General features: G+C 62.1%; 31 protein-coding genes and 2 riboswitches. Of the genes, 12 read left to right on the top strand and 19 right to left on the bottom strand.

The genetic code is table 11. The features are described from left to right. Positions 1–209 precede the first annotated feature (209 nt). A complete protein-coding gene (locus AC6CDK_RS09640; RefSeq protein ID WP_010940891.1) occupies positions 210–425 on the top strand; it encodes a hypothetical protein in 216 nt (71 codons plus the stop codon). An 83-nt stretch (positions 426–508) separates the two neighbouring features. Here AC6CDK_RS09640 and AC6CDK_RS09635 read toward each other — a convergent pair whose 3' ends face one another. The 11 genes from AC6CDK_RS09635 to AC6CDK_RS09585 all read right to left on the bottom strand — a co-directional run bounded on the left by AC6CDK_RS09635 (position 509) and on the right by AC6CDK_RS09585 (position 10,361). Then, positions 509–1,381 (bottom strand): bifunctional 5,10-methylenetetrahydrofolate dehydrogenase/5,10-methenyltetrahydrofolate cyclohydrolase, encoded by an 873-nt coding sequence (locus AC6CDK_RS09635; RefSeq protein WP_010940890.1) that lies wholly within the window; start codon positions 1,379–1,381, stop codon positions 509–511. A 164-nt stretch (positions 1,382–1,545) separates the two neighbouring features. Beyond that, positions 1,546–2,433, bottom strand: a complete 888-nt coding sequence (locus AC6CDK_RS09630; protein WP_039647758.1) for an ATP-binding protein — start codon at positions 2,431–2,433, stop codon at positions 1,546–1,548. Between the two features lie 367 nt (positions 2,434–2,800). Then, positions 2,801–4,309 carry a B12-binding domain-containing radical SAM protein gene (locus AC6CDK_RS09625; RefSeq protein WP_192905949.1) on the bottom strand — a complete coding sequence of 503 codons (1,509 nt, stop codon included), beginning with the start codon at positions 4,307–4,309 and terminating at the stop codon, positions 2,801–2,803. Between the two features lie 41 nt (positions 4,310–4,350). Next, entirely contained in the window at positions 4,351–5,148 is a 798-nt protein-coding gene (locus tag AC6CDK_RS09620) for an ABC transporter ATP-binding protein (RefSeq protein WP_192905950.1), read from the bottom strand. Further along, positions 5,141–6,052 carry an ABC transporter permease gene (locus AC6CDK_RS09615; RefSeq protein WP_039647755.1) on the bottom strand — a complete coding sequence of 304 codons (912 nt, stop codon included), beginning with the start codon at positions 6,050–6,052 and terminating at the stop codon, positions 5,141–5,143. The genes AC6CDK_RS09620 and AC6CDK_RS09615 overlap by 8 nt, the downstream gene beginning before the upstream one ends. Before the next feature lie 16 nt (positions 6,053–6,068). Continuing rightward, on the bottom strand, positions 6,069–7,061 hold the full coding sequence (locus AC6CDK_RS09610) for an ABC transporter substrate-binding protein (RefSeq protein ID WP_039647754.1): 993 nt from the start codon (positions 7,059–7,061) through the stop codon (positions 6,069–6,071). 336 nt (positions 7,062–7,397) lie between these two features. Beyond that, positions 7,398–8,162, bottom strand: coding sequence for a DUF4350 domain-containing protein (locus AC6CDK_RS09605; protein WP_066358237.1), 765 nt, complete (start codon positions 8,160–8,162; stop codon positions 7,398–7,400). Between the two features lie 163 nt (positions 8,163–8,325). Further along, the gene (locus AC6CDK_RS09600) at positions 8,326–8,526 is read right to left on the bottom strand and encodes a cold-shock protein (RefSeq protein ID WP_039647751.1); all 201 of its coding nucleotides are present in this window, start codon (positions 8,524–8,526) and stop codon (positions 8,326–8,328) included. Between the two features lie 197 nt (positions 8,527–8,723). Next, positions 8,724–9,626: a zinc transporter ZupT gene (zupT, locus tag AC6CDK_RS09595; protein WP_039647749.1), complete on the bottom strand. Its 903-nt coding sequence runs from the start codon at positions 9,624–9,626 to the stop codon at positions 8,724–8,726. Beyond that, on the bottom strand, positions 9,623–9,838 hold the full coding sequence (locus AC6CDK_RS09590; RefSeq protein ID WP_226048548.1) for a hypothetical protein: 216 nt from the start codon (positions 9,836–9,838) through the stop codon (positions 9,623–9,625). The genes zupT and AC6CDK_RS09590 overlap by 4 nt, the downstream gene beginning before the upstream one ends. Positions 9,839–10,151: 313 nt before the next feature. Further along, positions 10,152–10,361 (bottom strand): hypothetical protein, encoded by a 210-nt coding sequence (locus AC6CDK_RS09585; protein WP_039648467.1) that lies wholly within the window; start codon positions 10,359–10,361, stop codon positions 10,152–10,154. A gap of 314 nt (positions 10,362–10,675) precedes the next feature. On the opposite strand from AC6CDK_RS09585, the gene AC6CDK_RS09580 reads away from it, so the two are divergent. Both AC6CDK_RS09580 and AC6CDK_RS09575 read left to right on the top strand, forming a co-directional pair. Beyond that, positions 10,676–11,440 carry an SDR family oxidoreductase gene (locus AC6CDK_RS09580; RefSeq protein ID WP_192905951.1) on the top strand — a complete coding sequence of 255 codons (765 nt, stop codon included), beginning with the start codon at positions 10,676–10,678 and terminating at the stop codon, positions 11,438–11,440. An 81-nt stretch (positions 11,441–11,521) separates the two neighbouring features. Next, positions 11,522–12,010 carry a PaaI family thioesterase gene (locus AC6CDK_RS09575; RefSeq protein WP_039647745.1) on the top strand — a complete coding sequence of 163 codons (489 nt, stop codon included), beginning with the start codon at positions 11,522–11,524 and terminating at the stop codon, positions 12,008–12,010. A gap of 77 nt (positions 12,011–12,087) precedes the next feature. On the opposite strand, the gene AC6CDK_RS09570 is transcribed toward AC6CDK_RS09575, so the two are convergent. Beyond that, positions 12,088–12,306 carry a dodecin gene (locus AC6CDK_RS09570; protein WP_039647744.1) on the bottom strand — a complete coding sequence of 73 codons (219 nt, stop codon included), beginning with the start codon at positions 12,304–12,306 and terminating at the stop codon, positions 12,088–12,090. A 55-nt stretch (positions 12,307–12,361) separates the two neighbouring features. Next, entirely contained in the window at positions 12,362–13,444 is a 1,083-nt protein-coding gene (locus tag AC6CDK_RS09565) for an ADP-ribosylglycohydrolase family protein (RefSeq protein ID WP_039647742.1), read from the bottom strand. Positions 13,445–13,613: 169 nt separating this feature from the next. Here AC6CDK_RS09565 and AC6CDK_RS09560 point away from each other — a divergent pair, with 169 nt between their 5' ends. Next, positions 13,614–14,753 carry a PQQ-dependent sugar dehydrogenase gene (locus tag AC6CDK_RS09560; protein WP_039647740.1) on the top strand — a complete coding sequence of 380 codons (1,140 nt, stop codon included), beginning with the start codon at positions 13,614–13,616 and terminating at the stop codon, positions 14,751–14,753. Positions 14,754–15,266: 513 nt separating this feature from the next. On the opposite strand, the gene AC6CDK_RS09555 is transcribed toward AC6CDK_RS09560, so the two are convergent. After that, a complete protein-coding gene (locus tag AC6CDK_RS09555) occupies positions 15,267–15,509 on the bottom strand; it encodes a hypothetical protein (protein ID WP_052269458.1) in 243 nt (80 codons plus the stop codon). A 405-nt stretch (positions 15,510–15,914) separates the two neighbouring features. Between AC6CDK_RS09555 and AC6CDK_RS09550 the strand changes: the two genes are divergently transcribed. Both AC6CDK_RS09550 and AC6CDK_RS09545 read left to right on the top strand, forming a co-directional pair. Beyond that, complete coding sequence (locus tag AC6CDK_RS09550; RefSeq protein ID WP_039647738.1) at positions 15,915–16,115, top strand: cold-shock protein; 201 nt, start codon at positions 15,915–15,917, stop codon at positions 16,113–16,115. A gap of 150 nt (positions 16,116–16,265) precedes the next feature. Next, entirely contained in the window at positions 16,266–16,415 is a 150-nt protein-coding gene (locus AC6CDK_RS09545; RefSeq protein WP_052269457.1) for a hypothetical protein, read from the top strand. 131 nt (positions 16,416–16,546) lie between these two features. On the opposite strand, the gene dbpA is transcribed toward AC6CDK_RS09545, so the two are convergent. Then, a complete protein-coding gene (dbpA, locus tag AC6CDK_RS09540; protein WP_039647736.1) occupies positions 16,547–17,929 on the bottom strand; it encodes an ATP-dependent RNA helicase DbpA in 1,383 nt (460 codons plus the stop codon). A gap of 165 nt (positions 17,930–18,094) precedes the next feature. On the opposite strand from dbpA, the gene AC6CDK_RS09535 reads away from it, so the two are divergent. The 3 genes from AC6CDK_RS09535 to AC6CDK_RS09525 all read left to right on the top strand — a co-directional run bounded on the left by AC6CDK_RS09535 (position 18,095) and on the right by AC6CDK_RS09525 (position 20,366). Beyond that, the gene (locus AC6CDK_RS09535) at positions 18,095–18,352 is read left to right on the top strand and encodes an SRPBCC family protein (protein ID WP_052269456.1); all 258 of its coding nucleotides are present in this window, start codon (positions 18,095–18,097) and stop codon (positions 18,350–18,352) included. Beyond that, the gene (locus AC6CDK_RS09530; protein WP_039647734.1) at positions 18,349–18,876 is read left to right on the top strand and encodes a YbhB/YbcL family Raf kinase inhibitor-like protein; all 528 of its coding nucleotides are present in this window, start codon (positions 18,349–18,351) and stop codon (positions 18,874–18,876) included. Before AC6CDK_RS09535 ends, AC6CDK_RS09530 begins: the two co-directional genes overlap by 4 nt. Positions 18,877–19,157: 281 nt before the next feature. Beyond that, on the top strand, positions 19,158–20,366 hold the full coding sequence (locus AC6CDK_RS09525; protein ID WP_275451515.1) for an MFS transporter: 1,209 nt from the start codon (positions 19,158–19,160) through the stop codon (positions 20,364–20,366). A 25-nt stretch (positions 20,367–20,391) separates the two neighbouring features. Here AC6CDK_RS09525 and AC6CDK_RS09520 read toward each other — a convergent pair whose 3' ends face one another. Further along, positions 20,392–21,039 (bottom strand): HAD family hydrolase, encoded by a 648-nt coding sequence (locus AC6CDK_RS09520; protein ID WP_039647732.1) that lies wholly within the window; start codon positions 21,037–21,039, stop codon positions 20,392–20,394. A 244-nt stretch (positions 21,040–21,283) separates the two neighbouring features. Next, positions 21,284–21,360, top strand: a riboswitch (cyclic di-GMP riboswitch). Positions 21,361–21,482: 122 nt separating this feature from the next. Further along, a riboswitch (cyclic di-GMP riboswitch) is annotated at positions 21,483–21,559 on the top strand. Positions 21,560–21,624: 65 nt separating this feature from the next. Here AC6CDK_RS09520 and AC6CDK_RS09515 point away from each other — a divergent pair. The 3 genes from AC6CDK_RS09515 to AC6CDK_RS09505 all read left to right on the top strand — a co-directional run bounded on the left by AC6CDK_RS09515 (position 21,625) and on the right by AC6CDK_RS09505 (position 24,384). Then, on the top strand, positions 21,625–22,932 hold the full coding sequence (locus AC6CDK_RS09515; protein ID WP_192905952.1) for a L,D-transpeptidase family protein: 1,308 nt from the start codon (positions 21,625–21,627) through the stop codon (positions 22,930–22,932). A 98-nt stretch (positions 22,933–23,030) separates the two neighbouring features. Then, positions 23,031–23,333, top strand: a complete 303-nt coding sequence (locus AC6CDK_RS09510; protein WP_039647727.1) for an Lpp/OprI family alanine-zipper lipoprotein — start codon at positions 23,031–23,033, stop codon at positions 23,331–23,333. 121 nt (positions 23,334–23,454) lie between these two features. Then, positions 23,455–24,384 (top strand): L,D-transpeptidase family protein, encoded by a 930-nt coding sequence (locus AC6CDK_RS09505; protein ID WP_039647726.1) that lies wholly within the window; start codon positions 23,455–23,457, stop codon positions 24,382–24,384. Positions 24,385–24,429: 45 nt separating this feature from the next. On the opposite strand, the gene AC6CDK_RS09500 is transcribed toward AC6CDK_RS09505, so the two are convergent. The 3 genes from AC6CDK_RS09500 to AC6CDK_RS09490 all read right to left on the bottom strand — a co-directional run bounded on the left by AC6CDK_RS09500 (position 24,430) and on the right by AC6CDK_RS09490 (position 26,338). Next, positions 24,430–24,939 (bottom strand): M48 metallopeptidase family protein, encoded by a 510-nt coding sequence (locus tag AC6CDK_RS09500; protein ID WP_039647724.1) that lies wholly within the window; start codon positions 24,937–24,939, stop codon positions 24,430–24,432. Between the two features lie 133 nt (positions 24,940–25,072). Beyond that, positions 25,073–25,669, bottom strand: a complete 597-nt coding sequence (locus AC6CDK_RS09495; RefSeq protein ID WP_039647722.1) for a peptidylprolyl isomerase — start codon at positions 25,667–25,669, stop codon at positions 25,073–25,075. 72 nt (positions 25,670–25,741) lie between these two features. Further along, the gene (locus tag AC6CDK_RS09490; RefSeq protein ID WP_039647720.1) at positions 25,742–26,338 is read right to left on the bottom strand and encodes a 50S ribosomal protein L11 methyltransferase; all 597 of its coding nucleotides are present in this window, start codon (positions 26,336–26,338) and stop codon (positions 25,742–25,744) included. Positions 26,339–26,444: the final 106 nt, after the last annotated feature.

Here is a 26,444-nt window from a genome sequence, read left to right as displayed (position 1 = left end):
GTTTCCCAAGAATAAGTCATGCAATTACAGCATGTTATAGTATAAATAAAATCAGTATACATATTAAAACCAAATGGCAGTCTATACAGCGACACAATGCACTTGTAACATATTGTTTTGTTGTGACTTTTTTCACATCACCCCTTGCATTCCCCAGGAGACCCGTTTATAGTTTCGGTAAACTAGTCAAGAATGAAAGGAGCAACACCATGAAGTGCCCCGTATGCAAAGCCCACGGCCAGCAGGTAGCCATCGATCTCCACTCGGAAGGTTTTTCCGAAGACATCGTGACCTGCGATATCTGCGGAACGGTGTGGGCAGTTAACCACGGCGCGATGGAAATCATCACTGATCCCCAGGAGAACTCGTTCCTCGAAGCCGTAACCGAGTGCGTTGAAGCGCACGACTACAGCTTCGCGGCCTAACGACACTGAACGCACGAGGGGCGGGACACCTCTCACGGCGCCCCGCCCCCGTGGAAGCGTAGCAGACGGCTCATGGACTCCGGTCAGGCCAGATTGAAATTATTCTGGTAGGCCATGAGCGTATTGATCATCAGGGCGGCAACGGTCATCCTCCCCACGCCACCGGGGACCGGCGTGATCCAGGAACATTTCTGCGCCACATTTTCGAAATCCACATCCCCCACAATCTTGCCGCTCTCCAGACGATTGATCCCCACGTCTATCAGCACGACCCCATCCTTGACCATATCGGCCGTAACAAACCCCGGGATGCCCACGGCAACGATCACGATGTCCGCCCGGCGTGTTTCATCCAGCAGGAGCTCGCGTGGAGTTTCAATGTGGGTGAGCGTCACCGTGGCGTTGCCGATATCGAAGTCGTTGGAGAGCATGATGGAGATCGGCTTGCCCACGATGTTGGACCGGCCGATCACGACGCAGTGCTTTGCCTTGACCGGCACCTCGTAAAACTGCAGCAGCTTGCAGATGCCGTAGGCGGTGGCAGGACGGAACGCCTTCTGCCCCAGGGTCATGCGGCCGAAGTTTGCCGGATGGAATCCGTCGATGTCCTTTTCCGGCGCAATGGCGTTGATGACATGCTGCTGGTTGATGTGTTTCGGCAGGGGCAGCTGGACGATGAGCCCGTCGGTGGTGGGGTCTTCGTTGACTTCCTTGATCTTTGCCAGCAACTCCGACTCCCTGATTGTCTCGGGGAACCTCAGCAATGTGCTCTCGAAACCGGCGAGGCCGCTGGTGGCGATCTTGGATTTCACATACGATTCACTCGGCGCATGCTCGCCCACCAGAATGATGGTCATGTGGGGTGTGCGCAGTCCCGACTCCGTGTAACCCGCCACTTTCCTGGCAATCTCGGCCACCAGGCTCTCAGCGCACTTCTTTCCGTCCAGCAGATTCATCTCGACACGCTTCCTCTCTCCGTCAATCCGGGCTTACCCCTTCAACGGGGAACGACAAACCATTTTTCGTATACAAATCGACAACTTCACCAACAGGCTCCCGTTGTATCACAAAAAATGACCGGCCACAACATCACCCGTGGCGGGGCTGTCGAGAGATCATGTTACCGTCCGCCGAGCAGGTAGCGCCCAACCCAGTGCCGTGAAAACTGAAACGCCGTCCGCCCGCACCGCTTGCTCTTGTCGTGGGACCACTGGATGGCCTCCCGCTCGATCTCCTTGGTCCAGGGAATCTCCACCTTGCGCTGGCGGGCCTCACGCTCGATGCAGAGACGAACCGCCTCCAGATAACGGTCCTGGGAGAAGACGTGGAAGGCAACCCACAACCCGAAACGGTCAGAGAGGGAAATCTTCTCCTCCATTGCCTCGCTCTGCTGGAGCTCGCCATTAACGTATTTCCATCCCACGTTGTCCGACTCGTACTCGGGGATCAGGTGCCGACGGTTTGAAGTCACGTAGATGAGCACGTTTTCCGGGGCCGAGTAGACCGAGCCGTCCAAGGCGCTCTTGAGCATCTTGTAGCTCAACTCTCCCACCTCGAAGCTCAGGTCGTCACAGAGAAGGATGAAGCGGTAGGGCTCGTTCTCTACGGCCGCGAAGATCTCGGACAGATAGATCAGGTCCTCTTTCTCCACCTGGACAATCCGGAGGCCCTGGGCGGCATATTCATTCAGCAGCGCCTTGACGAGAGACGACTTCCCCGTCCCCCGGGATCCCCAGAGCAAGGCGTTGTTGGCCGGAAGCCCCCGGAGGAACTGGAGCGTGTTGCTTGTCATCACCTCTTTCTGCTTCTCGATGCCGAGCAACTCGGGCAGGGTGACGGTATCGGTCTGGCGCACCGGTTCGAGATAGCCGGAAAAGGAATGGCGGCGCCAGCTGGCGGCATGACAGACCGACCAGTCCACCGGCGCCGTGGGGCGCGGCAGCAGCATTTCCACGGAGGTGAGCACCCGTTCAAGACGGGCCACAAGTTCAGGTTTCAGGTTGAACATAACGCATCTTTCTTGCCGGGCAGTTGGTAATTTTCGTTTGTCATAGCTCCACCGACGGCCCCCCAAGGGAGCCGGGGATTCTCCCGGAGAAGAAAGTCCCGCACAAAGCAGGGTGCCGGTGCGACAGGAAATCGGCTCTATGGCTGTTGAGGCGAGTCGGGGGACCAGGGCAACGCGTGGAGGTTTTTCCGAGAGAGACTCCCCGGTTTCCTTTACACCAACAGAAACCAACTATGACAAAGTAGGATTAACTGCCCGTAATTTGGACTGAAAAGCCGATTGATCCTGTATACGCCACGGGCATTGACCCTGTCAAAGCAATTCTGCCAAGAAAAACAGGAGGCGCGGGATGGCTGACGCAGCCTGATCAGCCCCCGACGAAAAAGGGTGCATGGTTGGAGGTAAACACCGGCGGGTCCCGGCGCAGAATCGGCGCCACGGCGGGATGGCGCGTGAACTCCCGGTCCAGGAAGCGCCGCACCTGCTTCCGGTCCCAGCCCCGGGGATGCCGAAAGGCGGTGTAGAGCGAGAGATCTCCCTCGTAGAATGGCGCAGTGCCGTAAGCATCGGCCTCATCCCCGCTGATCGGCATGTTGAACACCGCCAGATTGAGGAATCCGATCTCCTCCCGGTGCTCTGCCACGAATGCCAGCGTCCGCCGGGCAGCCTCTTCCGTTTCCGCGGGGGTGCCGAACAGGAGGTAGGCGTACACGGCAATGCCCGCCTCCCGCAGACTCCGGAGTGCCCGTGCCGCCGTTGCCAGGTCGACCCCCTTGTGCAGCCGGTCCAGCACCCCCTGATCCCCCGACTCAAGCCCCAGCTTCAGCATCACGCATCCGGAGCGTCTGAGATTCCGGCAGAAATCGGGATCCGCCAACTGTTCGTCGACCCTGGCGAAGCCATACCAGGGGACGCCCGGCGGGGCAGCTGCCATCCCCCGCAGGAGCGACGGACTGACGGCATTGTCAAGAAGGTGCAGCAGCGCGGGTTGGTGCCGGCTGACCAGGGTCTCCAGATCGGCCAGTACCCGCTGGACGGCGCGGGGGCGGTAGGCGTTTCCCTCGGCCCGCTCGGGACAGAAGGAACAGCGGTTCCAGTAGCAGCCGCCGGCGGCGCTGTAGGGCAGAACCAGTCCGGGGGAAAGGTAGTCGTGCAGGGGCAGCGGGTCGTAGGCGGGCGGCACCTGGTGGCAGAGCGGCTCTTCGGCCCCCAGAAGCCGCAGAAGGGGCAACTCCCCGGGCCCGTCCACCAGGTGATCCACGAGGCCGCCGAACGGATTGCGCCACCCGGGGCGCCGCAGCCACGACGTGACCAGCCCGCCGCCCAGCACCAGGGTCAGTCCGGGGAACCGCGTGCGGAGAAAGCCGATCATGGCGAAGGCAGAAACCGCTTGGCTCAGGTAGTTGAGGGACAGGCCCGCCACGCGGACGCCGTCCAGCAGCTCGGGCAGGCGTTGACTGAACCAGGGATGGAAGGGATTGCGCTCAGGCTCTTCCGCGGCCCTGAGCAGATCGGCGCTCGATACGGGGGAAAAGCCGTCCTGCCGGTAGTCCGCAAGCCCCGGCACTGCGCCGGAGTCGCGCCCCGCCGCGGCCAGGAGCCGGTTCAGGTCGCTGACCGCCCGGCGGTACCGGTCGGGGGAGCGGTAAGCGTCCATCCCCCGCAGTGCGGCCAGGTGATCTGCACGGCTTCGGGATGCCCGGCGGGTCCAGGTGTCGGTAGCCGGAGACGGCTGCTCCAGCAGCCAGAGGAGCCCCTCCAGGTTGGCATCCAGTACCCGGCAGGGAAGGCCGTGGGCCCGGAGCTCGCCCGCGAGGCGGGCGATGCCGGCGGGCGGTTCACCCGGTTTGGCGACAGGGGGATGAATGAGGAGCATGGCTTACGTCGGGGCGGCGCGGGACCGGGGCCGGCCCGCGCCTAGTCGTCGGAAAGAAGGGTGCGGTCGTTTTCGAAGGAGGTGTGGCGGATCTGGTGGAATTTGTCGATGAGCTTCTCCACGGTCAGCGCCCGCTTCTCCTCCCCCTCGGCCTCGAAGATGATCTCCCCTTTGTCCATCATCAGGAGCCGGTTGCCGTACTCGATGGCATGGCTCATGTTGTGGGTGATCATCATGGCCGTGAGATTGTATTCCCGAATGAACTTGTCGGTGAGCTCCAGGACGATCTGGGCGTTCTTGGGGTCCAGGGCCGCCGTGTGCTCGTCGAGAAGGATCAGGTCCGGCCGGGAAAGGACCATCATCAGGAGCGTCAGGGCCTGGCGCTGCCCCCCGGAGAAGAGGGCCAGGTTCTCCTTCATCCGGTCCTCCAGCCCCATCTTCAACTGGACCAGTTCCGTCCGGAAGTACTCCCGCATCTTGTGGTTCAGGCTCCTCTTGAGCCACTTGAACCCCTTTTTATAGGTGATCATCATGTTGTCTTCCAGGCTCATGGTGGAAGCGGTTCCCAGGAGCGGATTCTGGAAGATCCGGCCGATGTACTTGGCCCGCTTGTACTCGGGGTCGCGGGTGATGTTCCGGTCATTCAGGAAAATGGAGCCGGAAGAGGGGGTGATGGTCCCGGCAATGAGGTTGAAGAGGGTCGACTTGCCAGCGCCGTTGCTGCCGATGACGGTTATGAAGTCCCCCTCCCGGACCTTCAGGCTGATGTTCGAGATGGCCTGATTCTCGTTCACCGTGCCCGGGTTGAAGGTCATGGACGCATTTTTGAGCTCAATCATTTTTCACCACGGCTTTAACGGCGAATTTCTTCAGCTTCTTGCTCTGGGTAAGGACCAGCAGCGCGATGATCAGGATCCCCTTGATGAGGTTCAGGTCGTTGGGGGTCATGTTGATGACGTAGCCGTAGTAGCGCCCCACGTACATGACCGCGTAAAAACAGATGGAGCCCAGAACGGCGCAGAGAGTGAGCACCCCGATCCGGTTGCTCTTCATGATCAGGAACTCGCCGATCATGACCGACGCCAGGCCCGAGATGATGATCCCCTGACCGAGCCCCACGTCGGCGAAGCCCAGGTACTGGGCCGCAAAGGCGCCGGAGAGGGCCACCAGCCCATTGGAGAGGCCCAGGCCGATGGACTTCAGGGTCTGGGGATTCACCCCCTGGGAGATGACCATCTGCTCGTTGTTCCCCATGGCCCCGATGGTGAGCCCCAGGTCGGTGCGGAAGAAGAGGTCGAGCAGGAGCTTGATCGCGAGGGTCACCACCGCGAAGAAGACCAGGAGGATATACTCGTCCGGGATGATCCCCGCAAGCCGCTCGGTCACCAGGGAGAGGATCGTCTCCTGGTTCAGGAGCGGGACGTTCGCCCGGTTCCCCAGCACCCGGATGTTGACGGAGTAGAGCATGGTCATGGTCAGGATGCCGGCCAGGAGGTTCGGCACCTTCAGATGGTTATGGATGAGGGAGGTGACCACGCCGGCGATCACTCCGCCCGCGAAGGCCACCAGCAGTGCAACCCAGAGGTTCACCCCCATCATGATGCACTGGGCCATGAGGGCCGCTCCCAGAGGGAACGACCCGTCCACCGTCAGGTCGGGAAAGTCGAGGATCCGGAAGGAGATGAATACCCCCAGGACCATGATCCCGTAAATGAGTCCTTCAACAAAAATACCTTCGATCATGGAAGCCTTCTTGCCGTTACTTCTTGGTCAGCGTGCCGTTCTCGACAACCTTGTTGGCGTTCTTCGCGATGGCGGCCGGCACGGTGAGGCCGAGCTTCTTCGCCACGTCCAGGTTCACCAGCAGGTCCACGTCGGAAGCCTTGGTCATGAAGCGGGTCGGAAGTTGCTCCGGCTTCTTGCCCTTGAGGATCTCGGCCACCATCTTGCCCGTGGCGCGCCCCATCTTGTAGTAGTCGAAGCCCCAGGCCGCCAGGACGGGATGGCTCTCGGCGGAGCTGGGGTCCGCCGACATGACCGGCACCTTGTTCTTCATGGCCACGTCGGTCAGGGCGCTCATGGCCGACACCACCGTGTTGTCGGTGCTCACGTAGAGGGCATCGACCCTGCGGATGATGGACTGGGTGGCCTGCTTAACCTCGGCGGACTTGGACACGGTGGTTTCCACGTACTGGATGCCCAGGTCCTGGCACGCCTTCTTCACCACCCCGGCAAGCACCACGGCATTCTCTTCGGAGCTGGTGTAGATGTGGCCGAGCCGCTTCACCTTCTTGATCTTGAGCAGGAGCTCGATCTGCTGCTTGACAGGGGTCATGTCGGAAACGCCGGTGACGTACTTCTCGCCCCTGGTCAGGGATTTCACCAGGCCGGCCTTGACCGGGTCGGTCACTGCGGAAAAGACCACCGGCGTCGTTTTCAGAGTGTTTACCAGGGCTTGGGCGGTGGGAGTGGCGATGCCCACGGCCAGGGTCACCTTCTCGGACTGGAATTTATTGGCAATGGAGGCGGCGGTATTGGCGTCGCCGTTGGCGTTCTGCAGATCGTACCGGGCATTGATCTTCAGGGCGGCCAGTTCGTCCTGGAGCCCCCTTTCAACGGCATCCAGGGCCGGATGCGAAACGACCTTCGATATCCCGATGAGAACCTTGCCGCCGGGAGGCGCCGCCATGGCCGTCGAAAGCAGCATAAGGGAAAGAGACACGGACACAGCCAAGAAACCGAATTTCCTCACCGGACACCTCCTGAGCTCTGGTTGATTTTCATCGGCCGATCAAGGGCTAAGGCAGAATCTGCCAAGAATAGCACCGCTGGCTGGCCGGCGTCAACGTGATACTCTGTTGTAACCTCGGCAGGCTGTGGAGTTTTGCAGGTTGTAAGACCCGAGAAATCTTCAAGTTACAGTGTTGGCGCTCGTGCGGCCAAAAGGTCTGGACCGCTCTCGGGCCTCAGACCCGGCAACCGTTCCCGGAAACGGAACAAGGCGGCCCAGTGGCCGCCTTGCAGGTATGTCTCGCGTCGTTCAGCTTCGGGATCAGCCCCACGGCCGCGATCCTCCCCGCCGGGAATCTTACCGCCCCCCCAGCCACTGGGCGAGATTCCTTGCCAGACGCGAATTCGCCTCATCCAGGTACCGGTTCAGAAAAATGGCATCATCACCAAAGATCAGAATGCGTCCGGCCCCGATGCTCCCCTCCACCACCACCGCGAAGCGATCCATGGCATCGCGCTCGGTAAGCTGCCGGTCGCCGTTCAGGTCCACCCAGGTTTCGGCGCTCGTCCGGGCGAGCGGGGTCTGGCCGCTGAGGGCCCAGCCGCCATAGAGGCTGAAGTGATCGATACCGGTGAAGAGGGGGTGTGCCGTCAGGTCGCGCACCTGGAAGCTGATATCGTCATCTCCCACCAGGTTGTGCTGTTCGTGGAGGACGCCGTTGGAAAAGGCGACCCCCACCCGCTGCATGAGAACGCCCACCGGGGGGCCGATGTGCAGCATCAGCGCAACCCTCCCCCCGCGCTCGGCAAAGCGGATCACCGCATCCACCTCGGCCGGCGCCAGTGGGGTAAAGGGACCGGAAATCACGAGCCCCGCCGCCTGCCGGAGCGACTCGTCGGTCAGCCGTTCCCGGCTGCTCACGACCCGGAGACCCTCTTCGCCCAGGATGGCGCCGAAGCGGGACAACTGCAGTTCTCCTTTCTGTTCAATGACGAAACGCTGGCCGTGCCCCTGGTCCACCATCACCAGCGGCGCTGCCCCCCAGGCCGGCATCCCGGCACACAACAACGCACCAAATACAAGAAACAGAGCACCGATCCTTTTTCCGGGCAGGCGAAACATGGATGCCCCCACAAAAGAGATATTTAAGGTCCTTTTTATATCATTTACTCCGTGCGGGAGGCAAACGCTTTTTCGGGAACCACGCGGAAACCGGCCCTTTTGCCTCGGGCACAAAAAAAGCCCCGGATTTCTCCGGGGCTTTTCTCACTGGGGTGCGGCCAATCTATATCCGCGTCACGTTGGCGGCCTGAAGACCCTTGGGGCCCTTGGTCACCTCAAAGGTTACCCTATCGCCTTCAGCAAGGGTCTTGAAACCGTTGCCGGTAATGGCGGAGAAGTGAACGAATACATCCTCGCCATTCTCCTGCTCAAGAAAACCAAACCCCTTGCTGTCATTGAACCACTTCACTGTTCCGTTTACCATGTACGTGCTTTCTCCATACTTCTTTTTGATATGTTCCGCATTGCGCGCGGACTTACAAACAATAGCAGGTTCACTTTCAGGAAAACAAGAAAAAAACCCGGAGCATCGCAAATTTTTTTCAGGGTGTGCCGGGGGCCTCGGCACGGACGTGCGCGTCAAGGCTACCGGACAAGGTTTTTGACCGTGTTTCCGCCACTCTACTTCATCAGCAGCAGGCTCAACGCCATGACCGCCATCCCCCCCACGAGCCCCAGCAGGCTGTCGTGCCCCTTGCCGTAAGCCCGGCTGGCCGGCAGCAGTTCATCCAAGCTGATGTAGACCATGATACCCGCCACCCCACCGAAGAGCGCACCGGTCACCTGGTCGGGAATGGTGCCGGACCCCCCTCCCGAATAGAGCAGGAGCGCCAGGTAGCCGACGGCGGCACCGGCGGGCTCGGCCATGCCGCTCAGCAGCGACAGGGCAAATGCCTTCCGCCGATTGCCGGTCGCGTAGAAGATCGGCACGGAAACGCTGACCCCCTCGGGGATATTGTGGAGCGCAACGGCCACGGCAATGGCGGCGCCGACGCGCGGATTCTCCAGGGCCGCCAGGAACGTGGCCATCCCTTCGGGAAAGTTGTGGATCGTGATGGCGAGGGCGGTGAACAGGCCCATCCGCAGCAGGTGGCGCTGCGGCGGCCGGTGATCGTGGGTGCCGGTCGGAGCGCAGCGGGGATCGGCGGCAAGGGAATCGAAGTCGGGAAAGGGGGCCGAACGGTCGTGGAGGGGGGCAATCTCATGGTCGGCGTGGATCTCGTGGGGGTTCTTCGCAGCGGGGATCACGGCATCGATGAGGCCGATGCAGAGCATGCCCCCGAAGAACGATGCGGCGTTCAGCCAGTGCCCCCAGGGCTCGCCGCAGGACCGTACCAGGGAGTCGAGCCCCTTGGGAAGGATTTCCACGAAGGAGACGTACACCATGACACCGGCCGAAAACCCGGTTGCCACCGAAAGAAACCGGTAGCTCGTCCGCTTGGCGAAAAAGGCAATGGCACTGCCGATGCCGGTGGCCATGCCGGCAAACAGTGTCAGGCCCAATGCAAGCAGAACGGGATTCATGGGGCGGCCGGGCCGGACCGGGCAAGCATGCGCACCCCTCCTTCCGTCAGGCGGCGGCAGACCGTGCGGCGCACCAATCCGTTGCCGCGGCGCAGGGTCGACTCGGCCGCTTCTTCCCCGCCAGCTGCGAGGCGGTTCAGCCAGAACAAAGTCAGCGGCCAGATCTTTTCCGCGAGGGACACCAGTCCGTCCTCCTCCATGGGCTTGAGCATTCCTTGGGCGATACTGCTTTCAATGATAGTGGCGGACCAGTCGGAGCATGGCCCGATGGTCCCTGAGACGCTTTTCGCGCAGGAGCACTCGGGGCAGCCGGCGACGTGGGCCGTGCAGGCTCCGCAGAGGTCCGGAGGATAAGTATAGCGCCATGAAGGGATGCCGCAACGGGCGAGGGGGAGGCGCCGTCGAAGTCCGGGCCCAGCCGCGTGCAAAAAAATGCCCCGGATATCTCCGGAGCATCCCGTAACCGTGGCTCACCAACTCCACGTCACCTTCATGCCGCACCGACGGATCAGCCAGCCCGTGCCCCTAACTCAGATTGTCGTAGTCGCCGCTCGTGTAGGGGAACGTATCGTGCTTCACTTCATGGGTCAGGTCGGCAATGGTCCCGCACAGATCGCACCGGTACTTGTCGCCGATGGCCGTGTAGGAATCATGCCCGCATGCTCCGCTCCAGGCCTTGATGTCGCATCTCTCCGTGGACGGACTCCCGGTTGTTGTCTTGCCTGTGTCCAGCATGACCATGCACCTCCTTCCATGTAATTCATTATATCACAGATAAGGGGCAAGGGGGCTCCGCCAATCCGCGGCCCGCGGTCAGTCGCCGGAGCTGCAGGCAAGCATCACCATGCTGAACAGCAGGATCCTTTTCGATTGAGTCCTCCGAAAAAGAGTGAGAGAGATACTGGAAGCTCGAGGGCGCGGAGACGACAGGCATTTCCAGAGTAGCGCACGCCGGGCCCGAAACGCCAGGGATATTCATCCGCTGCTTGCGCGCAGCGGAAATCCGGTGCATAGTCTCAGGCATCAACGCACCCTCAGGGGAGGACCACATGAGCAGAACGGTATTCATCACCGGGGCGTCAGCGGGATTCGGCGCGGCATGCGCCCGGCTCTTCGCCGACAGGGGAGACCGGCTGGTTCTGGCGGCTCGCCGGGAGGAACCGCTCCTGGCGCTCAGGGACGAACTGGCGCCGCAGGCGGAGGTCCACACCGTCACCCTCGACGTGCGGCGGCGCAAGGCGGTGCAGGAAGCGGTGGAAGGGCTGCCCGACGCCTTCAGCCGGATCGACATCCTCGTTAACAACGCGGGGCTCGCCCTGGGGCTGGAGCCGGCCCACGAGACGAACCCGGACGACTGGGATGCCATGGTCGACACCAACATCAAGGGGCTGATCTACTGCACCCGGTTTCTCCTGCCGGGCATGGTCGCCCGCAACCGGGGGCATATCGTCAATATCGGGTCGGTGGCCGGTTCCTGGCCCTATCCCGGCGGCAACGTCTATGGCGGCACCAAGGCGTTCGTGGAGCAATTCTCCCGCAACCTCCGGGCCGACCTGCTGGGGAAACGGGTGCGGGTTACCTGCCTGGCGCCGGGGATGGCCGAAACCGAGTTCTCCATGGTCCGCTTCAAGGGCGATGCGGAACGGGCGGCCCAGGTCTACGCCGGGACCCAGGCCCTCACGGCCGAGGACATCGCGGGCATCGTGGCCTGGGTGACGGAACTCCCGCCCCATGTGAACGTCAACGCCCTGGAGGTCATGTCGATCTTTCAGTCGTGGAGGCCGCTGGCGGTCCACCGGCCCGGGGCGAGTTGACCCCTCTCCCGCCGGCACCCGTCTCACAGCATTATCACCGCGTCCCGTGCCGGGATGCGTACGTCACGGAGGAAACTAATCGTGCCAGAAACATCGCTTGAACAGGGGGCCGAACACATCCGCCACCCCGTAGACCTGAGCGGCGAGGAGGGCTGGATCCCTTTCGATGCGCCGTCGCTGGTCGGCGCATCGCTCCGCTTCGTCTCCGGAGAACCCGACGGCAACCGCTTCCGGGCCCGCTACTATCGCGACAGCGAACAGCATCTCCATGCCCGCATCTGGTTCGGTCCCGAGACCGAAGGCCCGCCGGGCCATGCCCACGGCGGATCGATCGCCGCCGTTATGGACGAGGCCCTGGGACTTGCCGCGTGGGCCGCCGGTTACCCCATCGTGGTGGGGAACCTCAACATCAGCTTCCGCACCATGCTCCCCCTCCAGAAGGTGGTCACCGTGGAGAGCCGCGTCGTCTCCGCCCAAGGCCGGAAGGTCATGGTCCACGGCCGGCTCTTCTGCGACGATGCGGTCTATGCGGAAGGGGAATGCCTCTGCATCACCCTGCCGGGGCGCTGACCGGGCGTCCCCATCTCTCCGGCGGAACCCGGGCGGGCAGCCCCCTCCCCCGGGTTCCGCCCGGCCGGAACGCCGCGTCAGTCTTTCAGCTCAAAGGAAACCTTCAGCACCACCTGGTATTCAGCCACCTTGCCGTCGGCACCGATGTGACCGCGGATTTCCTGCACCTCGAACCAGGAGAGCTTGTCAAGGGAGTTCCGGGCCCTGACCAGGGCCGTCTCGATGGCCCCCTCAATGCTCACTGCCGATACGCCGATGATCTCAACCTTCTTGTAGATCCTGTCCTTGCCGTACATGACTGCCTCCTTTCATCCCCGAGGGACGTGCTGCAACGGGACTCCCTCCGTACGCTCAGGCGCAAACCTGTGCGGCCAGATCTTCGGCCAGCCGGCACAGGGTGGCGGATTCCTCCAGGCCGTCGATAAAGCGCCGGGGGATACGCGAAAAACCGACCTGGGCGCCGACCAGGGCACCGGCGAGCATGGCCCGGGCCTGGTTCTGGCCGCCGCCGTTGACGGCATGGAGGACCGCGGCCTCGAAATCGTCGCGAAAACGGGCCGCCAGATAGTAGACCGCCGGCAGGAGGTGATAGATGGCGCAGGGCATACCGTAGACGATGGAGACCTTCCATGCCGGCTCGATCCGGATCTGGGGGTCTGCCGCGGCCGCCGCCACGTAGGACGGGGTCAGCAGGGCATCGGGGGAAGCGAACGTACCAGCCCGCGGTGGGTCCGGCTCACCCGGGCGGGGCGGCTGCAGGTTGCCGGTGGTGACGGCGTGGAACGGCAGTTCTCCCCGCGCAACCAGCGCCATGAGTCTGGCCGACAGGCCTTCGTCGAGGGGATGTCCCTGCACCAGCATCCCCAGTACCGCACCATAGGCGGTGGTCATGGAGACGACGGTGTCGTCGATCTGGGTGAGGACGCAGTTGCCGGCCACGGCGGCGGCAAGACGGTCGGGCTCGCACGCGTAGCGCACCGCCAGGGCGAGCGTCCGCTCCGCCGCCTCCGTGGTGTCGGCATGGCCGCCGGTCCTGCCCCACGGCAGCTTCCGTTCCACCCGCTGCCGCCACAACTCGCGGATCGACTGGCTGGTATAGCCCCCCGGCCCGCACACGGGGGTGCCGTCCAGCAACGGCAGCAACTCCTCATCCAGACGGCGGCAGAAATCCGCCTCGTCATAGCCGCCGCACGCAACCAGGGAACTGAGCAGCAGTTTCAGGATGTATCCCGCCTGGGAGAGCTGGCCGGCCTTCAGCCCGGCATGGTAGCGATCCGGCCGGGGATCGGTGTAGTCGGTGATCCACGGGCCGTAGTCCCGCCGCATCTCATCGAGATCGTAATACCAGTGGGGCCCCAGGCCCAGGGCTTCGCCCACGAAGGCGCCCATGACGGCACCCGCGGCCCGGTCCCGGATGGTGGTTGCGTCAGACATGGTGATCCTCCCTCCCCGGTGGGGACGCGGGGCCGGCCTCGGCCCGCGGACAAAGATATCGGTCGTGATGGAAGGATAACAAGGACGAGGCATCAGTCAACGAGACCTTACGCATCGTTCCGTCGTGGTACACTTGAGGGACACCAATCCGCTGTCACGGGAGGTCTCCATGCGACTGCCCAGAGCCCTTCGGTTCCTGCTTCCCCACCTGTTCCTGCTGGCTGCCGCCACGGGCTGCAACGCCGCCCGGACGCTGCCGGCCGCCATCACGCTCCCCCCCGGCTTCAGCATCGCCGTTTATGCCGACAACGTGCCGGGGGCCCGCTCCATGGCCCTCGGCTCCCGGGGAACCCTGTTCGTGGGGAGCCGCGGGGAGGGCAAGGTCTACGCCCTGGTGGACCGCAACGGCGACCAGGTGGCCGATGAGGTGATCACCATCGCCAAGGGGCTGCAGATGCCCAACGGCGTAGCCTTCCGCAACGGTTCCCTCTACGTGGCCGAGGTGAGCCGGGTGCTGCGGTACGACGCCATTGAAGAGCGGCTGAAAAATCCCCCGCAGCCGGTCATCGTCAACGACTCATTCCCGGACAGGACCCATCACGGCTGGAAGTTCATCCGCTTCGGCCCCGACGGCAGACTCTACGTGCCGGTGGGGGCCCCGTGCAACGTTTGCGAGGAAAAGGATCCCCGCTTCGCCACGATCATGCGGATGAACCCGGACGGCACCGGCCTGGAGATCTTCGCCAACGGAGTTCGCAACACGGTGGGCTTTGACTGGAACCCCGGCACCGGCGAACTCTGGTTCACCGACAATGGCCGCGACTGGCTGGGGAACGACATTCCGCCGGACGAGCTCAACCGGGCGCCCAAGCCCGGTCTCCACTTCGGGTTCCCCTACCGCCACGGCCGCGACATCCCTGACCCCGAGTTCGGCGCAAAACGCAAGCCCGACGGGCTCGTGGCGCCGGAGATGGAGCTTGGCCCCCACGTGGCGGCGCTGGGCATGCGCTTCTACACCGGCACCATGTTTCCCGAACGCTACCGCAACCAGATATTCATCGCCGAGCACGGCTCCTGGAACCGCAGTGAACGGATCGGCTACCGCATCACCCTGGTGCGCCTCGAAGGAAACCGGGCCGTCTCCTACGAGCCCTTTGCCGAGGGGTGGCTGGACAACGGCAAGGTCTGGGGCCGGCCCGTGGATGTGCAGGTCATGCCCGACGGCAGCATGCTCGTTTCCGACGACAAGGCCGGGGCCATCTACCGGATCAGCTACCGGCAACAACCGCCGGCCCATGGCGCACGGTGAGTGCATCCCCTGCATATCTGGTCCCCCTGCGAAGGGATCAGCCACGTGGGGCTGTTACAGCCATCTTGGCCACGTTGCACAAGCCGCAGGAGCAAACCGCCACAAATGCCAGCACACACCGTATTCCGTTCCTAAAGGGAGGGAGGCCCCCATGAAGATTGAGACTTACGATCGTGGCTCTTATGCTGGTATCTCTTGCCCTGTGCAGTTGTTGCCACCACCATGCAACGTACGTGCAATCCAGCGCCGCCGGAGAAGTGAAGGCCTCCTATTTCTTGTCCATCGAAGTGCACCCCGGGCATGCACTGGAACTTTATTTCATTCCGGTTAAAGCGGGGCGCTATGATCTAGTCTGTACGATGGAGGGACAGCCGGCCTGGGGATGACGGGAAACATGATAGGAGAGGACAGCGACAAGGCGGCACCATGATACCCGGCGCATGACGACACAGGCGGTCCGTGATGGGCCGCCTGTCGTTACACAGGATGTCGCCGGGACACCCTGCGCGATACTTACTTTTTTTTGGTCATCCGGGATGGCCGAGAAGGCTTTGCCTCAACAGCAGCTTCAGGTGGAGGAACATATGAGTCCGGGGCAGCCGGTTCGAGCGTACAGAAGTGCGATGCCGCTATCTTACGGCTTTTTCCGTCACTGAACTGGATTACCGCCAACGTGGCCGTCACTTCCAGAACCTTGCCGGATCCCCATCCCAACCCACCAGTGTGATTGACAATATTACCGACTTTGATAGTCATTTGAGCAACTCCGGTTTCTCTTATTGAGGTGAATGCTTTGTCGACACCTCTGGGACCTGACGATACGTAGAAAACAAAGCCTGATATTTAACAATACTCCTATTTACTTTAAAACCATACAATAATATTTCTATCCATCGATTAATGTTGTCTACAATCTATTCATTACCCCTAAATATCCATACAACGCTTTCAATATACTAGGTATTTTCAATAACAACATCACTCTAATGAGAGAAGCCTCCTCTCCCTTGAAGTATTTGCAATTTGCTCAAAATAGTTTGATTTACTCCCTCTAAATAACATAAATAGATTGACTTACCTGAAACAAAACTGTTAGTGTCGGTACAAGTTCGGCATGACGCCTGACAAAAACAACAGGAAGTATCAGGAGAAAGTACACACATGGTAAACGGTACGGTAAAATGGTTCAACGACAGTAAGGGGTTTGGTTTTCTTGAGCAGGAAAATGGTGAAGACGTGTTTTGTCATTTTTCCGCCATTTCGGGTGACGGATTCAAATCCCTTACTGAAGGCGATAGAGTAACGTTTGAAATCACCAAGGGGCCGAAAGGCCTCCAGGCTGCAAACGTGACCAGAGTGTAACAGCTCGTCCCCAGCAAACACAAAAGCCCCGGGTACCTCCGGGGCTTTTGTGTTTCGAAAATTCCGGTCCATGACATTAACTCCGCGGCAGCATTGATTTCCTTGACGGGAGTTCCGGCCGGACCAACCTTGCGCAGGAGTGATGATTCAATGGCTAAACCCAATTTTCAGTTTCAGAAGAGGCAGAAAGAGTTGGAACGGAAGAAAAAAATGGAGGAAAAGCTGCAGCGGAAACTCGCAAAAAAAGATCGCCTGCCTGGCAGCATCGAGAGCACCTCTCCCGGTGGGGAAACCGAATGACAGCGGCAACAGACCGGTTGACCGCCTTTCGTGCACCTTAACACCACAAGGCTTCAGCGGGGTTTCGAAAAAACGGCATGGTCGGCAGATTGCCACGCATGCCCCGCTGCTCTTCCAGAAAACCCATATCGTCAGACTGCTTTCCTCACCTTGAAAAAACGCCCCTTGATCCTGTGTCCCCCCAGAAAGTTCAGAGCCTGATCACTGCTCTGCCGCGCAATGGCCACGTAGGTAAGGAAATCGAACACATCGATCTTCCCCACCTCGCTGGCCGGCATACCTCCCTCTCCGGTGAGTGCCCCCAGAATATCACCAGGCCGCAGCTTGTTTTTGCGACCCCCGTCGATGCAGAGCGTCACCATGGGGGGCAGCGGCGGCTTCGCCGGTAGCGGCGCCAGCGTGGACAGGTCGCCACGAGTGGTGGTGCTGCCGGGCACATCCGCGATGGCTGCAATCAGACGGCTTTCCCGGGGCGTTACCAAGCTTACGGCCAGCCCCCGCTCCCCGGCGCGACCGGTGCGGCCGATGCGGTGGGTATGGACCTCCGGATTGCGGGACAACTCGTAGTTGATCACCGCCGAAAGCTCCTTGATGTCCAGCCCCCGGGCGGCGACGTCGGTGGCCACCAGCACCGATGCACTCCTGTTGGCGAACCGGACCAGCACCCGGTCCCGCTCTCGCTGGTCCAGGTCACCATGGATGGCCAGGGCGGCATAGCCCCGGCCGGCCAGAGCATCGGCAACTTCCTGGCACTCTATCTTCGTGTTGCAGAAGATGAGTGCTGACTCCGGGCGATAATGCCCGAGAATCCGCGCGACCGCTTCGGTCCGCTGGACGCTGTCCACCTCGTAGAAGACCTGCTCGATGACCCCCTCCCCGTGGACTTCGTCCACGCTGACTTCCACCGCTTCCCGCTGAACCGCTGCGCTCATGGCTGCGATGGTTTCCGGGTAGGTGGCGGAAAAGAGAAGGGTCTGCCTTTTGGACGGGGTGGCAGCGACCAGGGCGCTGATGTCATCCTGGAAGCCCATGTCGAGCATCCGGTCCGCCTCGTCCAGTACCAGGGTCCGCAGCGAGGAGAGGTCGAGGCTGCCGCGCCGCAGGTGATCCAGCAGGCGGCCGGGTGTTCCTACCACCACATGGGCGCCATGCTCCAGGGAGCCCAACTGGGGTCCGAAAGGGACGCCACCGCAAATGGTCAGAATCTTGATATTATCGGTAAATCGAGCCAGACGCCGCAGTTCTTTGCCCACCTGATCCGCCAGTTCACGGGTCGGGCAGAGCACCAGCGCCTGCACCCGAAAGGATAACCCATCCAGACGCGTCAGCAGTCCGATGCCAAAGGCCGCGGTCTTGCCGCTACCGGTCTTGGCCCTGGCGATCACGTCCTTACCAGCCAGGATGAGCGGCAGGCTGTGGGCCTGAATCGGAGTCATCTCAGCATAGCCGAGGGAGGCCAGGTTCTTGAGCATGGGTGATTTCAGGTGGAGCGACGAAAATGCCTTCGGATTCATGGGGGATCTCCCGTTCTGCGCCCGCAAAAAAACCACAGGGCGTGCCCTGTGGTTCATACGCTTGCCAGATATACCATGCTGCAGCCCAGGGATCAATCAATAAGCCGCCCATGGCGGTGACCTTCCTCCGGAACGGGATATACTTGAGTCAAGCGGGATCAGATCATGGCAAATCAATTCGTTCATGTGGAACTGGCTACCAACGGCCCGGCAAAGGCCAAGACGTTTTATTCGATACTGCTCGATTGGCCCCTGGAACTGTTGATCACGGCCACGCTGGAGGACGTGAAGGGGAAAACGCGGCTCACCCTGCGGCACAAGGGATTGCTCGCAGGAGAGATGCGGGAGATGTGTGCGACCGGCTGGAACGAATCTTTTGACAAGCTGGCCGCGATCCTGGCACGGGAGGGAAAAGGGCCATGAGGAACACGATTTTCGGGTTGGTGCTGCTGGCGTTGGCGTCACCCGCCGTTGCCGGGGAGAAGGGAGGAACGACGATGGGCGCGATGCATCTCACCAGTCCCGCCTTTGCCAATGGCGCGGCCATTCCGGCCGCGTATACCTGCGACGGCACGGACGGCAGCCCGCCGCTCGTGATCGACGGCGTGCCGGACAAGGCCCGCTCCCTTGTCCTGATCATGGATGATCCGGACGCTCCCATGGGCACCTGGGTCCACTGGGTGTTGTGGAACATCCCACCGCAGACCGCGGCACTCGCCGAAAACAGCGTCCCCGCCGGGAGCGTGCAGGGACGCAACAGCTGGCAACGCACCGGCTACGGCGGCCCCTGTCCGCCATCGGGAAGCCATCGCTATTTCTTCAAGCTCTACGCGCTCGACACCCTCCTCAACCTGCCGGCAAGCGCGGGCAAGGCCGACGTCGAACGGGCCATGAAAGGGCATGTCATGGCCGACGCTGGGTTGATGGGCATCTACCGGCGGCGTTAACCGCGTGGGCCCGCGCAACCCACTGCACGGACGGCGACAGTGGCGATCGAAAGACAGCGGGATGTCATGTCGGGCATGCTTTCATGGCGCTGACGGCTGGCATCCATTAAATCCGTATCGTTTAGTGGCCGCGCGGGTTATGCTGTGCACATGCGCACCTCGTTCTCAGCAGGAACCGGCAAGGGCAAACGATGGGACGTCTTGTGCCCCCGCTCCTCTGCTCCTGGAGGGCAAACACCGGGAGCGTTCCCGAGCCACACTGTGCCACCCGAGAGCCCGGCATGCCCATGACCCTCCGGCGCAACATCCCCCTGCTCTACGCTTTCTCCTTCTTGCAGATGACCCTGTTTCCCATGGCGGTCATCACCCTGTTCTGGAAGGACCAGATCGGGCTGAGCCTGTCCGAGATCCTGCTCCTGCAGAGCATCTTCGCCGTGGCCATGGCGGTGATGGAATACCCATCCGGCTATATCAGCGACCGGATCGGCTACCGGCCGGCCCTGACCGCGGCCTCGGCCCTGGGAATCGCGGGATGGGCGGTCTATACGGCGGCCACATCGTTCAGGGACGTCCTCATCGCCGAGATCCTTCTCGGCATTGCCACCTCGTTCATCAGCGGCACCGACAGCGCGCTCCTCTACGAATCCCTCAAGGACCAGGGAGAGGAAACGGCCTATGCCCGCCACGAAGGGCGCACCACCTTTTTCGGCCAGACCGGCGAGGCAGCCGGGGCGCTCTTTGCCGGTGTCCTCTATGCCCGCTATCCCCTTCTTCCTTTTTTTCTCCAGGTAGGGGTCTGGGTGCTAGCCCTTTTCCTGACGCGCAGACTGACCGAGCCCTCACGGGAGCGGCACCACCAGGCCAGCCATCTGAAGGAGGCCCTTGCCTCGGCCCGCTACGTTTTCGTCCGCAACCGGCGCCTGCGCGCCACCATCCTGCTCAGCATCGCACTCGGCCTCGCCTCCTTCTATCCGGTCTGGCTGATCCAGCCCTACATGCGCGACTGCGGCGTGCCCCTCGCCTCCTTCGGCCCGGTCTGGGCCGGGGCCAACCTGGTCGTGGCCCTCTTTGCCGTGTTGAGCCACCGGGTGCGGGCCCGGTTGGGGGACCGCCGGATGATCCTGCTCCTGGTGCTGCTGGTCTGGGCCGGCTATCTGGGGCTGGGTTGGACGGCGGGGGCATGGAGCTTTCTCTTCTACTACCTGCTCACTGCCATGCGGGGGATGCGGGGTCCGCTCCTCCTCCACCTGGTCCAGGACGAAATTCCCTCGGCCAACCGGGCCGGGATGCTGTCGCTGCAGTCCCTCTGCTTCCGGCTCCTGTTCGCCTGCACCGCCCCCCTGGTGGGGCGGTATGCCGACGCCGCCGGCGCGGGCGGTACCTTCCGCCTCCTCGCCGTGGCCTACCTGCTCGTTCTGCCGCCGCTGGTTTATCTCTTCTTCAGGCACCGGCACGCGGATGCCGCCCCTGCCTGCAAGGGCGGGACTTGAGTTCCGCACGGCGTCACCGTGCTCCTCACTCTTCGTCGAGATTCAGGAGCGGCGGCAATTGGTGAATGCCGTCCAACAGCCACCGTGCCGCGCCGAAATCGCCCCCTTGGTTCATGGTGCCCGGGATCGCGGCCACGGCAAGCCCGGCCCGGGCCGCGGAGGTGACGCCCCGTTCCGAATCCTCGATGGCCAGGCAGCGGCCGGGGTCGAGCCCGGCGCGGGCACAGGCCGCCAGGTACGGTTCGGGATCGGGCTTCGATGCGCCGTAGTCCTCGCGGGTGAGGATGAAATCGAAATAGTGGAGCAGCTCGCTCCTACGGTGCATCTGCAGGAAATTCACCCGCCGGCAGCTGGTGACGATCGCCATGGGGAGCCGGCCGTGGAGCCGCTCCAGGGTATCACGGACCCCCGGTATTACCCGCGCCTCTTCCCCCAGCAGCCGGAAGTATATCTCGTCGCGGACCAGGCGCAGGTCATCCGCTGCCCTGTCGTCCCGCCCCGGCCCGGCGGCGAGATCGAGCACGCTTTCACCCCGGCGTAGGGAGATCCGGCAGAAGTCGTCGAGGGAAAGCTCTACGCCCACCCGTACCAGGGCCTCGGCATTGGCCCGGTAGTAGAGGTGCTCGGTCTCCATCAGCACGCCGTCGTTGTCCCAGAAAATACCTTCGAACATAAATCTCCCCTATCCCGTTTGGCACGGTGACGCCGAAGCGACGCCACCATCAAGCTTAAAATCCTCCGCGTTTGTCCGTCAAGGCCCAATGTCACGGCAACGCACGCTCCGCCCCCGGACGGCCTACCCACAACGGCAGCCAATGGGCCGCGCTCTGAAATCGGTGTGCGGCACCGGCGAACTCCGGAAAAATGTTGACAAATTCTCATGACGATGCTATCAATTCAACAAATTTAGTTGCGATAGACGACAATACTCAACCATTCGCGAGAATGGGGCGGAAAGCCTACAGGGTCTCACCGAGACAGCCGGGTTGCCGAAATATCACAGGATATCGGCCCCGGCTTTTTTGTTGCGCGAGTCAGTGAGAGGTGCGCCCGAACAGGCGCCGGATCGTGCCGGTTTCCATCGACGACGGACACGGCAGGACAACTGCTGGTGATAAACGATAATACTAAACCATCCGCGAGGATGGGGCGGAAAGCCTACAGGGTCTCACCGAGACAGCCGGGTTGCCGAACTATCACAGGATATTCGGCCCCGGCTTATTTATTGTCATGAGACAGAAAGGTACCCGTGTAACCCATGCGCCGATTCGTTACGCTGCCAACCGTGGCCTATTGGCTTCGTTCCGTTGTCCTGGGCATCTGCGTCATTGCCCTCACGGGCTGCGCCGCCACCCGGCAAGCCTGGTTCCCACCGGTCCACCCCGAAAGCGAACTTGAACGGAACCGGTTCCAGGTCACGCCGGGAGCTGACGTCATCGGCCGACTGGGGCTGGTCAAACTCGAAGAGGGGGATACGCTGCCGGATGTGGCGCGGCACTTCAGCGTGGGCATCAATGCCATCAGCGCAGCCAATCCGGGGGTTGATGTGTGGCTGCCCAAGGCGGGCGAACGCATTACCCTGCCCCTGAACTTTATCCTGCCGGACGCCCCCCGAAAGGGGATCGTGATCAACCTGGCCACCATGCGGCTCTTTCAATTCAAGGAAAACGGCGGAGCCCTGACCGTGTCCACCTACCCGGTCGGAATCGGGACCAAGGAACGGCCCACCCCCCAGGGCCCGACGCGCGTGGCGCGCAAGGCCAGCCGGCCGACCTGGTATGTGCCCGCCTCCATTGCCGAAGATCACCGGAAAAAAGGGGACATTCTCCCCGCAAAGGTGCCGCCGGGGCCGGAGAACCCCCTGGGAGACTACGCGCTCTATCTGAGCAGGTCGGGCTACCTGATCCACGGCACCAACAAACCGGCCAGCATCGGCCTGAAGGCATCCAATGGCTGCATGAGGCTCTATCCGGAACATATCGAGGTGCTGTTCCGGGATACGGCAGTCAACACCCCGGTGCTCATAGTCAATCAGCCCTATCTCATCGGCCAGCGCGACGGCGTGCTCTACATGGAAGCCCACACCCCCCTGGAGGATTCGGGCACCAGTGAACTGGCCCGGATCCATGCGAAGCTGAAATCCTTTGAACGCGCGTCGGCGCGCACCCTTGACTGGGACAAGATCAACACAGTCCAGACCGAGGCCCGGGGGATTCCCGTCCCCATCCTGGAGCTGAGGCCGGGAGCGGAACAGGAAGCGTCCTCCCCCCTGAGAATCGAGCACCCGGCCGCACTGTACGGCAGGCCGGAGCTGCCGGCGCTCAAGCTGGACGCATGGTATGTCCTGGTCGGCGACATGCGCGACGAAATCGAAGCACGGAGGACGGCCGCCATCATCAACCATCAGGGGCCGCCGATCCCGGCCCGAGTGCTGTCGAAGGATTCGAGCTACCGGATCGTCGCCGGCCCGTTCAGTGACGGCGGCAAGGCCAGGGATGCGGCCAAACGGTTGAAAATCGACCTTGACATAGACGGTATCGTGATCGAACCCGGCAGGACCATCTGACCTGCCCCGCCCTATCGAACCGAAGGGAGGTGATGCGGGACAACGGGACGTCCCTCGGCAACCCTCGGAGTACACTACACAAACAGGAGGTATGTGTGATGAAGAAGAGACTATCGGTAATCTCGGTGACGCTGGTTCTCGCCGCTGCCTTGGCCGGCTGCGCGACATCCCGGGAAATGGAGCAGGTACAGGCCGACCAGCGCCTGCTCGACGCGAAGATCGAACAGGCGCTGCAGGAAGCGCAGGCCGCCAAAGCCTCGGCAGATGCGGCAAAACTGGAAGCGCAGGACGCTACCACCCGCGCCGAAAACGCCGAAAAGGCCGCCCAGGAACGGGAGCGGATCGCCGATGAGAAGGCGAAAAAAGCCGACGCCGTGTTCCAGAAATCCATGAGGAAGTAGCGTCTCTCCGCACCGGGCAGGTACGTGACGGTCCGGAATCCCCGTCACGTACCTGCCGGCCGGGACAACCGGTCCCGGCACATCATATTCCCGATGCTTCCGCCATGGAGTAACGGCATCTATGACACACTCTCGACACAGGATGGCTGCGCGCCTCGTGCCGGTCTGCATCTGCTGCATGCTGCTCCTCTGCGGCTGCAGCCACCATCAGGCCGCGCCGATCTTCCAGGAGGCGAACGACCTGTTCTCCCAGGGGAACTACAGCGCCTCCCTCGACGCATATACCCGTATTGGCGAAACCCATCCCGCCGCGAAAGACCGAGTGCTGTTCGAAAAGGGATTCATCCATGCCTATCCCAGAAATGAGCTCAAGGATTACCAGAAGGCACTGGAGTGCTTCGAGCAGCTCATCAGGGAGTTCCCGGAGAGCAGGTACCGGCAGGACAGCGAGCGGATGATCTTCGGCATCAACACCGTCGCGCTCAAGGACGGCACCATTGCCGCACAGCAGGCCCGCATCGAGGCGCTCAGACAGGATCTCGACAACAGGAACAAGGACATCGCCGCCCTGCGGGAAACGATTAACACCCTTGAGCAAAAGGTATTTGCCATTGCCACCCGGAAGGGAGCGGTGGACAGGATCCTGATCGAAAAGAAAGACCGCCGGCTGTCGCTGCTCTCCATGGGCGAGGTGATCAGGACCTACAAGATAGCCCTGGGGGGCAACCCGGTGGGTCCCAAGGAACGGCAGGGCGACAACAAGACCCCGGAGGGGTCCTACGTCATCGAGGGGAGGAACAAGGGCAGCCGTTATCACCTGTCCCTGCGCATCTCCTATCCGAACGAAAAAGACAAAAAGCGGGCACGGGAACTGGGAGTCTCTCCGGGCGGGGACATCATGATTCACGGCATCAAGAACGGGCTCTCGCAGGTTGGCGCCGCGCACGCCGAGGTGGACTGGACCCAGGGGTGCATCGCCGTAACCGACGAAGAGATTGAGGAAATTGCAGAGGCGGCGCCCAACGGGACGGTGGTCGAGATCAGGCCATAGCAGAGACTGCCACGGCCAGAAAGCAGCCGCTTCGGCGCTCCCGGGTCAGGGGTGGTAGGGTGATCCGGCTGCCTCCATCTGGGTCAGGAAGAGCCGGGTGTCGAATTCCAGTTGGTGATAGCGGGGCTCCATATACTCGCAGAGCTGGTAAAACGCCTTGTTGTGCTCCTTTTCCTTCAGGTGCGCCAGCTCGTGCACCACGATCATCTTCAGGAACTCCAGGGGCGCTTCCCGGAAAATGGACGCGATGCGGATCTCGTGCTTTGCCTTGAGCTTTCCCCCCTGCACCCGCGAGACAAAGGTGTGGGTTCCCAGGGCATTCTTGATCGCATGGATCTTGCCATCATACAAGACCCGGCTGAGCGGCTGGGCGGTGCGCATGAATTCGTTCTTGACCGCGACGGTGAAGTCATAGAGGGCCCGGTCGGTCCTCACGTCGTGCACCGTCGGATACCTCTGCACCAGGACTTCGCCCAGGCGGTTCTCCGTCACCAGCTGTGCCACCTGGGCCGCCATCTGCGGCGGGTAGCCGGTCAAATACTTCAAATGATGCATCTGCAGATCGTTCCCTTCCTGGTTGCAACCGCCCATAACAACAATACAAAAAAGTCCCCGCCATGGGCGGGGACTTTCAGCAATCCGGGACTCCCGTCAGGGTGCCTGGTGGTATGCGAGCCGCAGTGCCGGGTTACCGGATCTTGGCGGAGGTGATGACCACCGGCGTCACCGGGATATTGGCGAAGAGCATGTTGAGACGCTGGGTGGGGGTGGCGGCAATCTTGTCCACCACATCCATGCCCTCAACCACCTTGCCGAACACGGCGTAGCCGTAGCCGTCGGGGCGGGGGCGGTTCAGGTTGTCGTTATTCACCAGGTTGATGAAGAACTGGGCCGTGGCGCTGTCAGGGCTGGCGGTGCGAGCCATGGCAATGGTGCCCCGGTCGTTCTTGAGGCCGTTGTCCGCCTCGTTCTTGATCGGCGCCCTGGTCTCCTTCTGTTTCCGGTCGGTGGTGAAGCCGCCTCCCTGGATCATGAAGCCGGGGATGACCCGGTGGAAGATGGTGCCGTCATAGAAGCCGCTCTTGACGTAGTCGAGAACGTTCTTCACCGTGGCCGGCGCCTTGTCCGGGTAGAGCTCCACGGCTATCTTGCCGAGGCTCGTCTCCATGACCACCACGGGATTGGCGGCCTTGGCCGCCTTGTCGGCGGCATCGGCATTGCCGGCCAGAAGCAGTGCGCCGAACAGCCCGCTCATGAGCAGGGCGATGATCAGTCTCTTGAACATGAATAACCTCCGGAAAGTGAGAAGGCGTTATGCAGCAAACAGATTATTATATAGGCATTTCCCCGGGAAAGGTCAAGCCTTCCGCATGACCAGGGTGACGTAATCCTCCATGATCCGCAGGTCGGTCTGGACGCACCCCAGGCTGGCGAACCGCCGCTGCACGTCGAACTTGTCCTGGAGCGGAATCCCGGACAGGAGCAGCCAGCCGCCGGAACGGACGCGCGCCACCATCTCTCCTGCCAGGGCCAGGTGGATATCGGCGTAAATATTTGCCATCAGCAGGTCGTAGAGCGCCCGCCCCACGGAGGCCAGCTCGCCGCAGACCGTGAAGACCCGGTCGGCCACGCCGTTCAGCCGAACGTTGGCAGCGCAGGAAGCGGCCGCATTGGGATCGATGTCCACCGCCACCACCGAGGCCGCGCCGAGCTGCACCGCCGCGATGGCGAGGATGCCGGTGCCGCTCCCCAGATCGAGGCCGCGCATGCCGGTCAGCCCGGGTATCCGCTCCAGTTCTTCCAGGCACGAGGCCGTGGTTTCATGTTCACCGGAGCCGAAGGCACCCTTTTTACCCATGATGAGGGGGATGTGCGCCCCCAGCGGCAGGGGCGCGTCCTCCGGCACGATAATGAATCCCCCGACCCTGAAGGGGGTGAAGATACGACCAGCCATGACTCAGCGCTCCGTTGGTGAGGTGCCCCAACCATACCCCATTTCGACGGTCGGGGGAACAAACAAATGGTTGACTTGACGGGAGGATGTGCGGAAAATGTCGGGT

The organism is Geobacter sp. PheSNFMC, assembly GCF_059620965.1.
The sequence above is the reverse complement of the archived record's forward strand: the minus strand, read 5'-3'. Positions and strand labels throughout refer to the sequence as shown.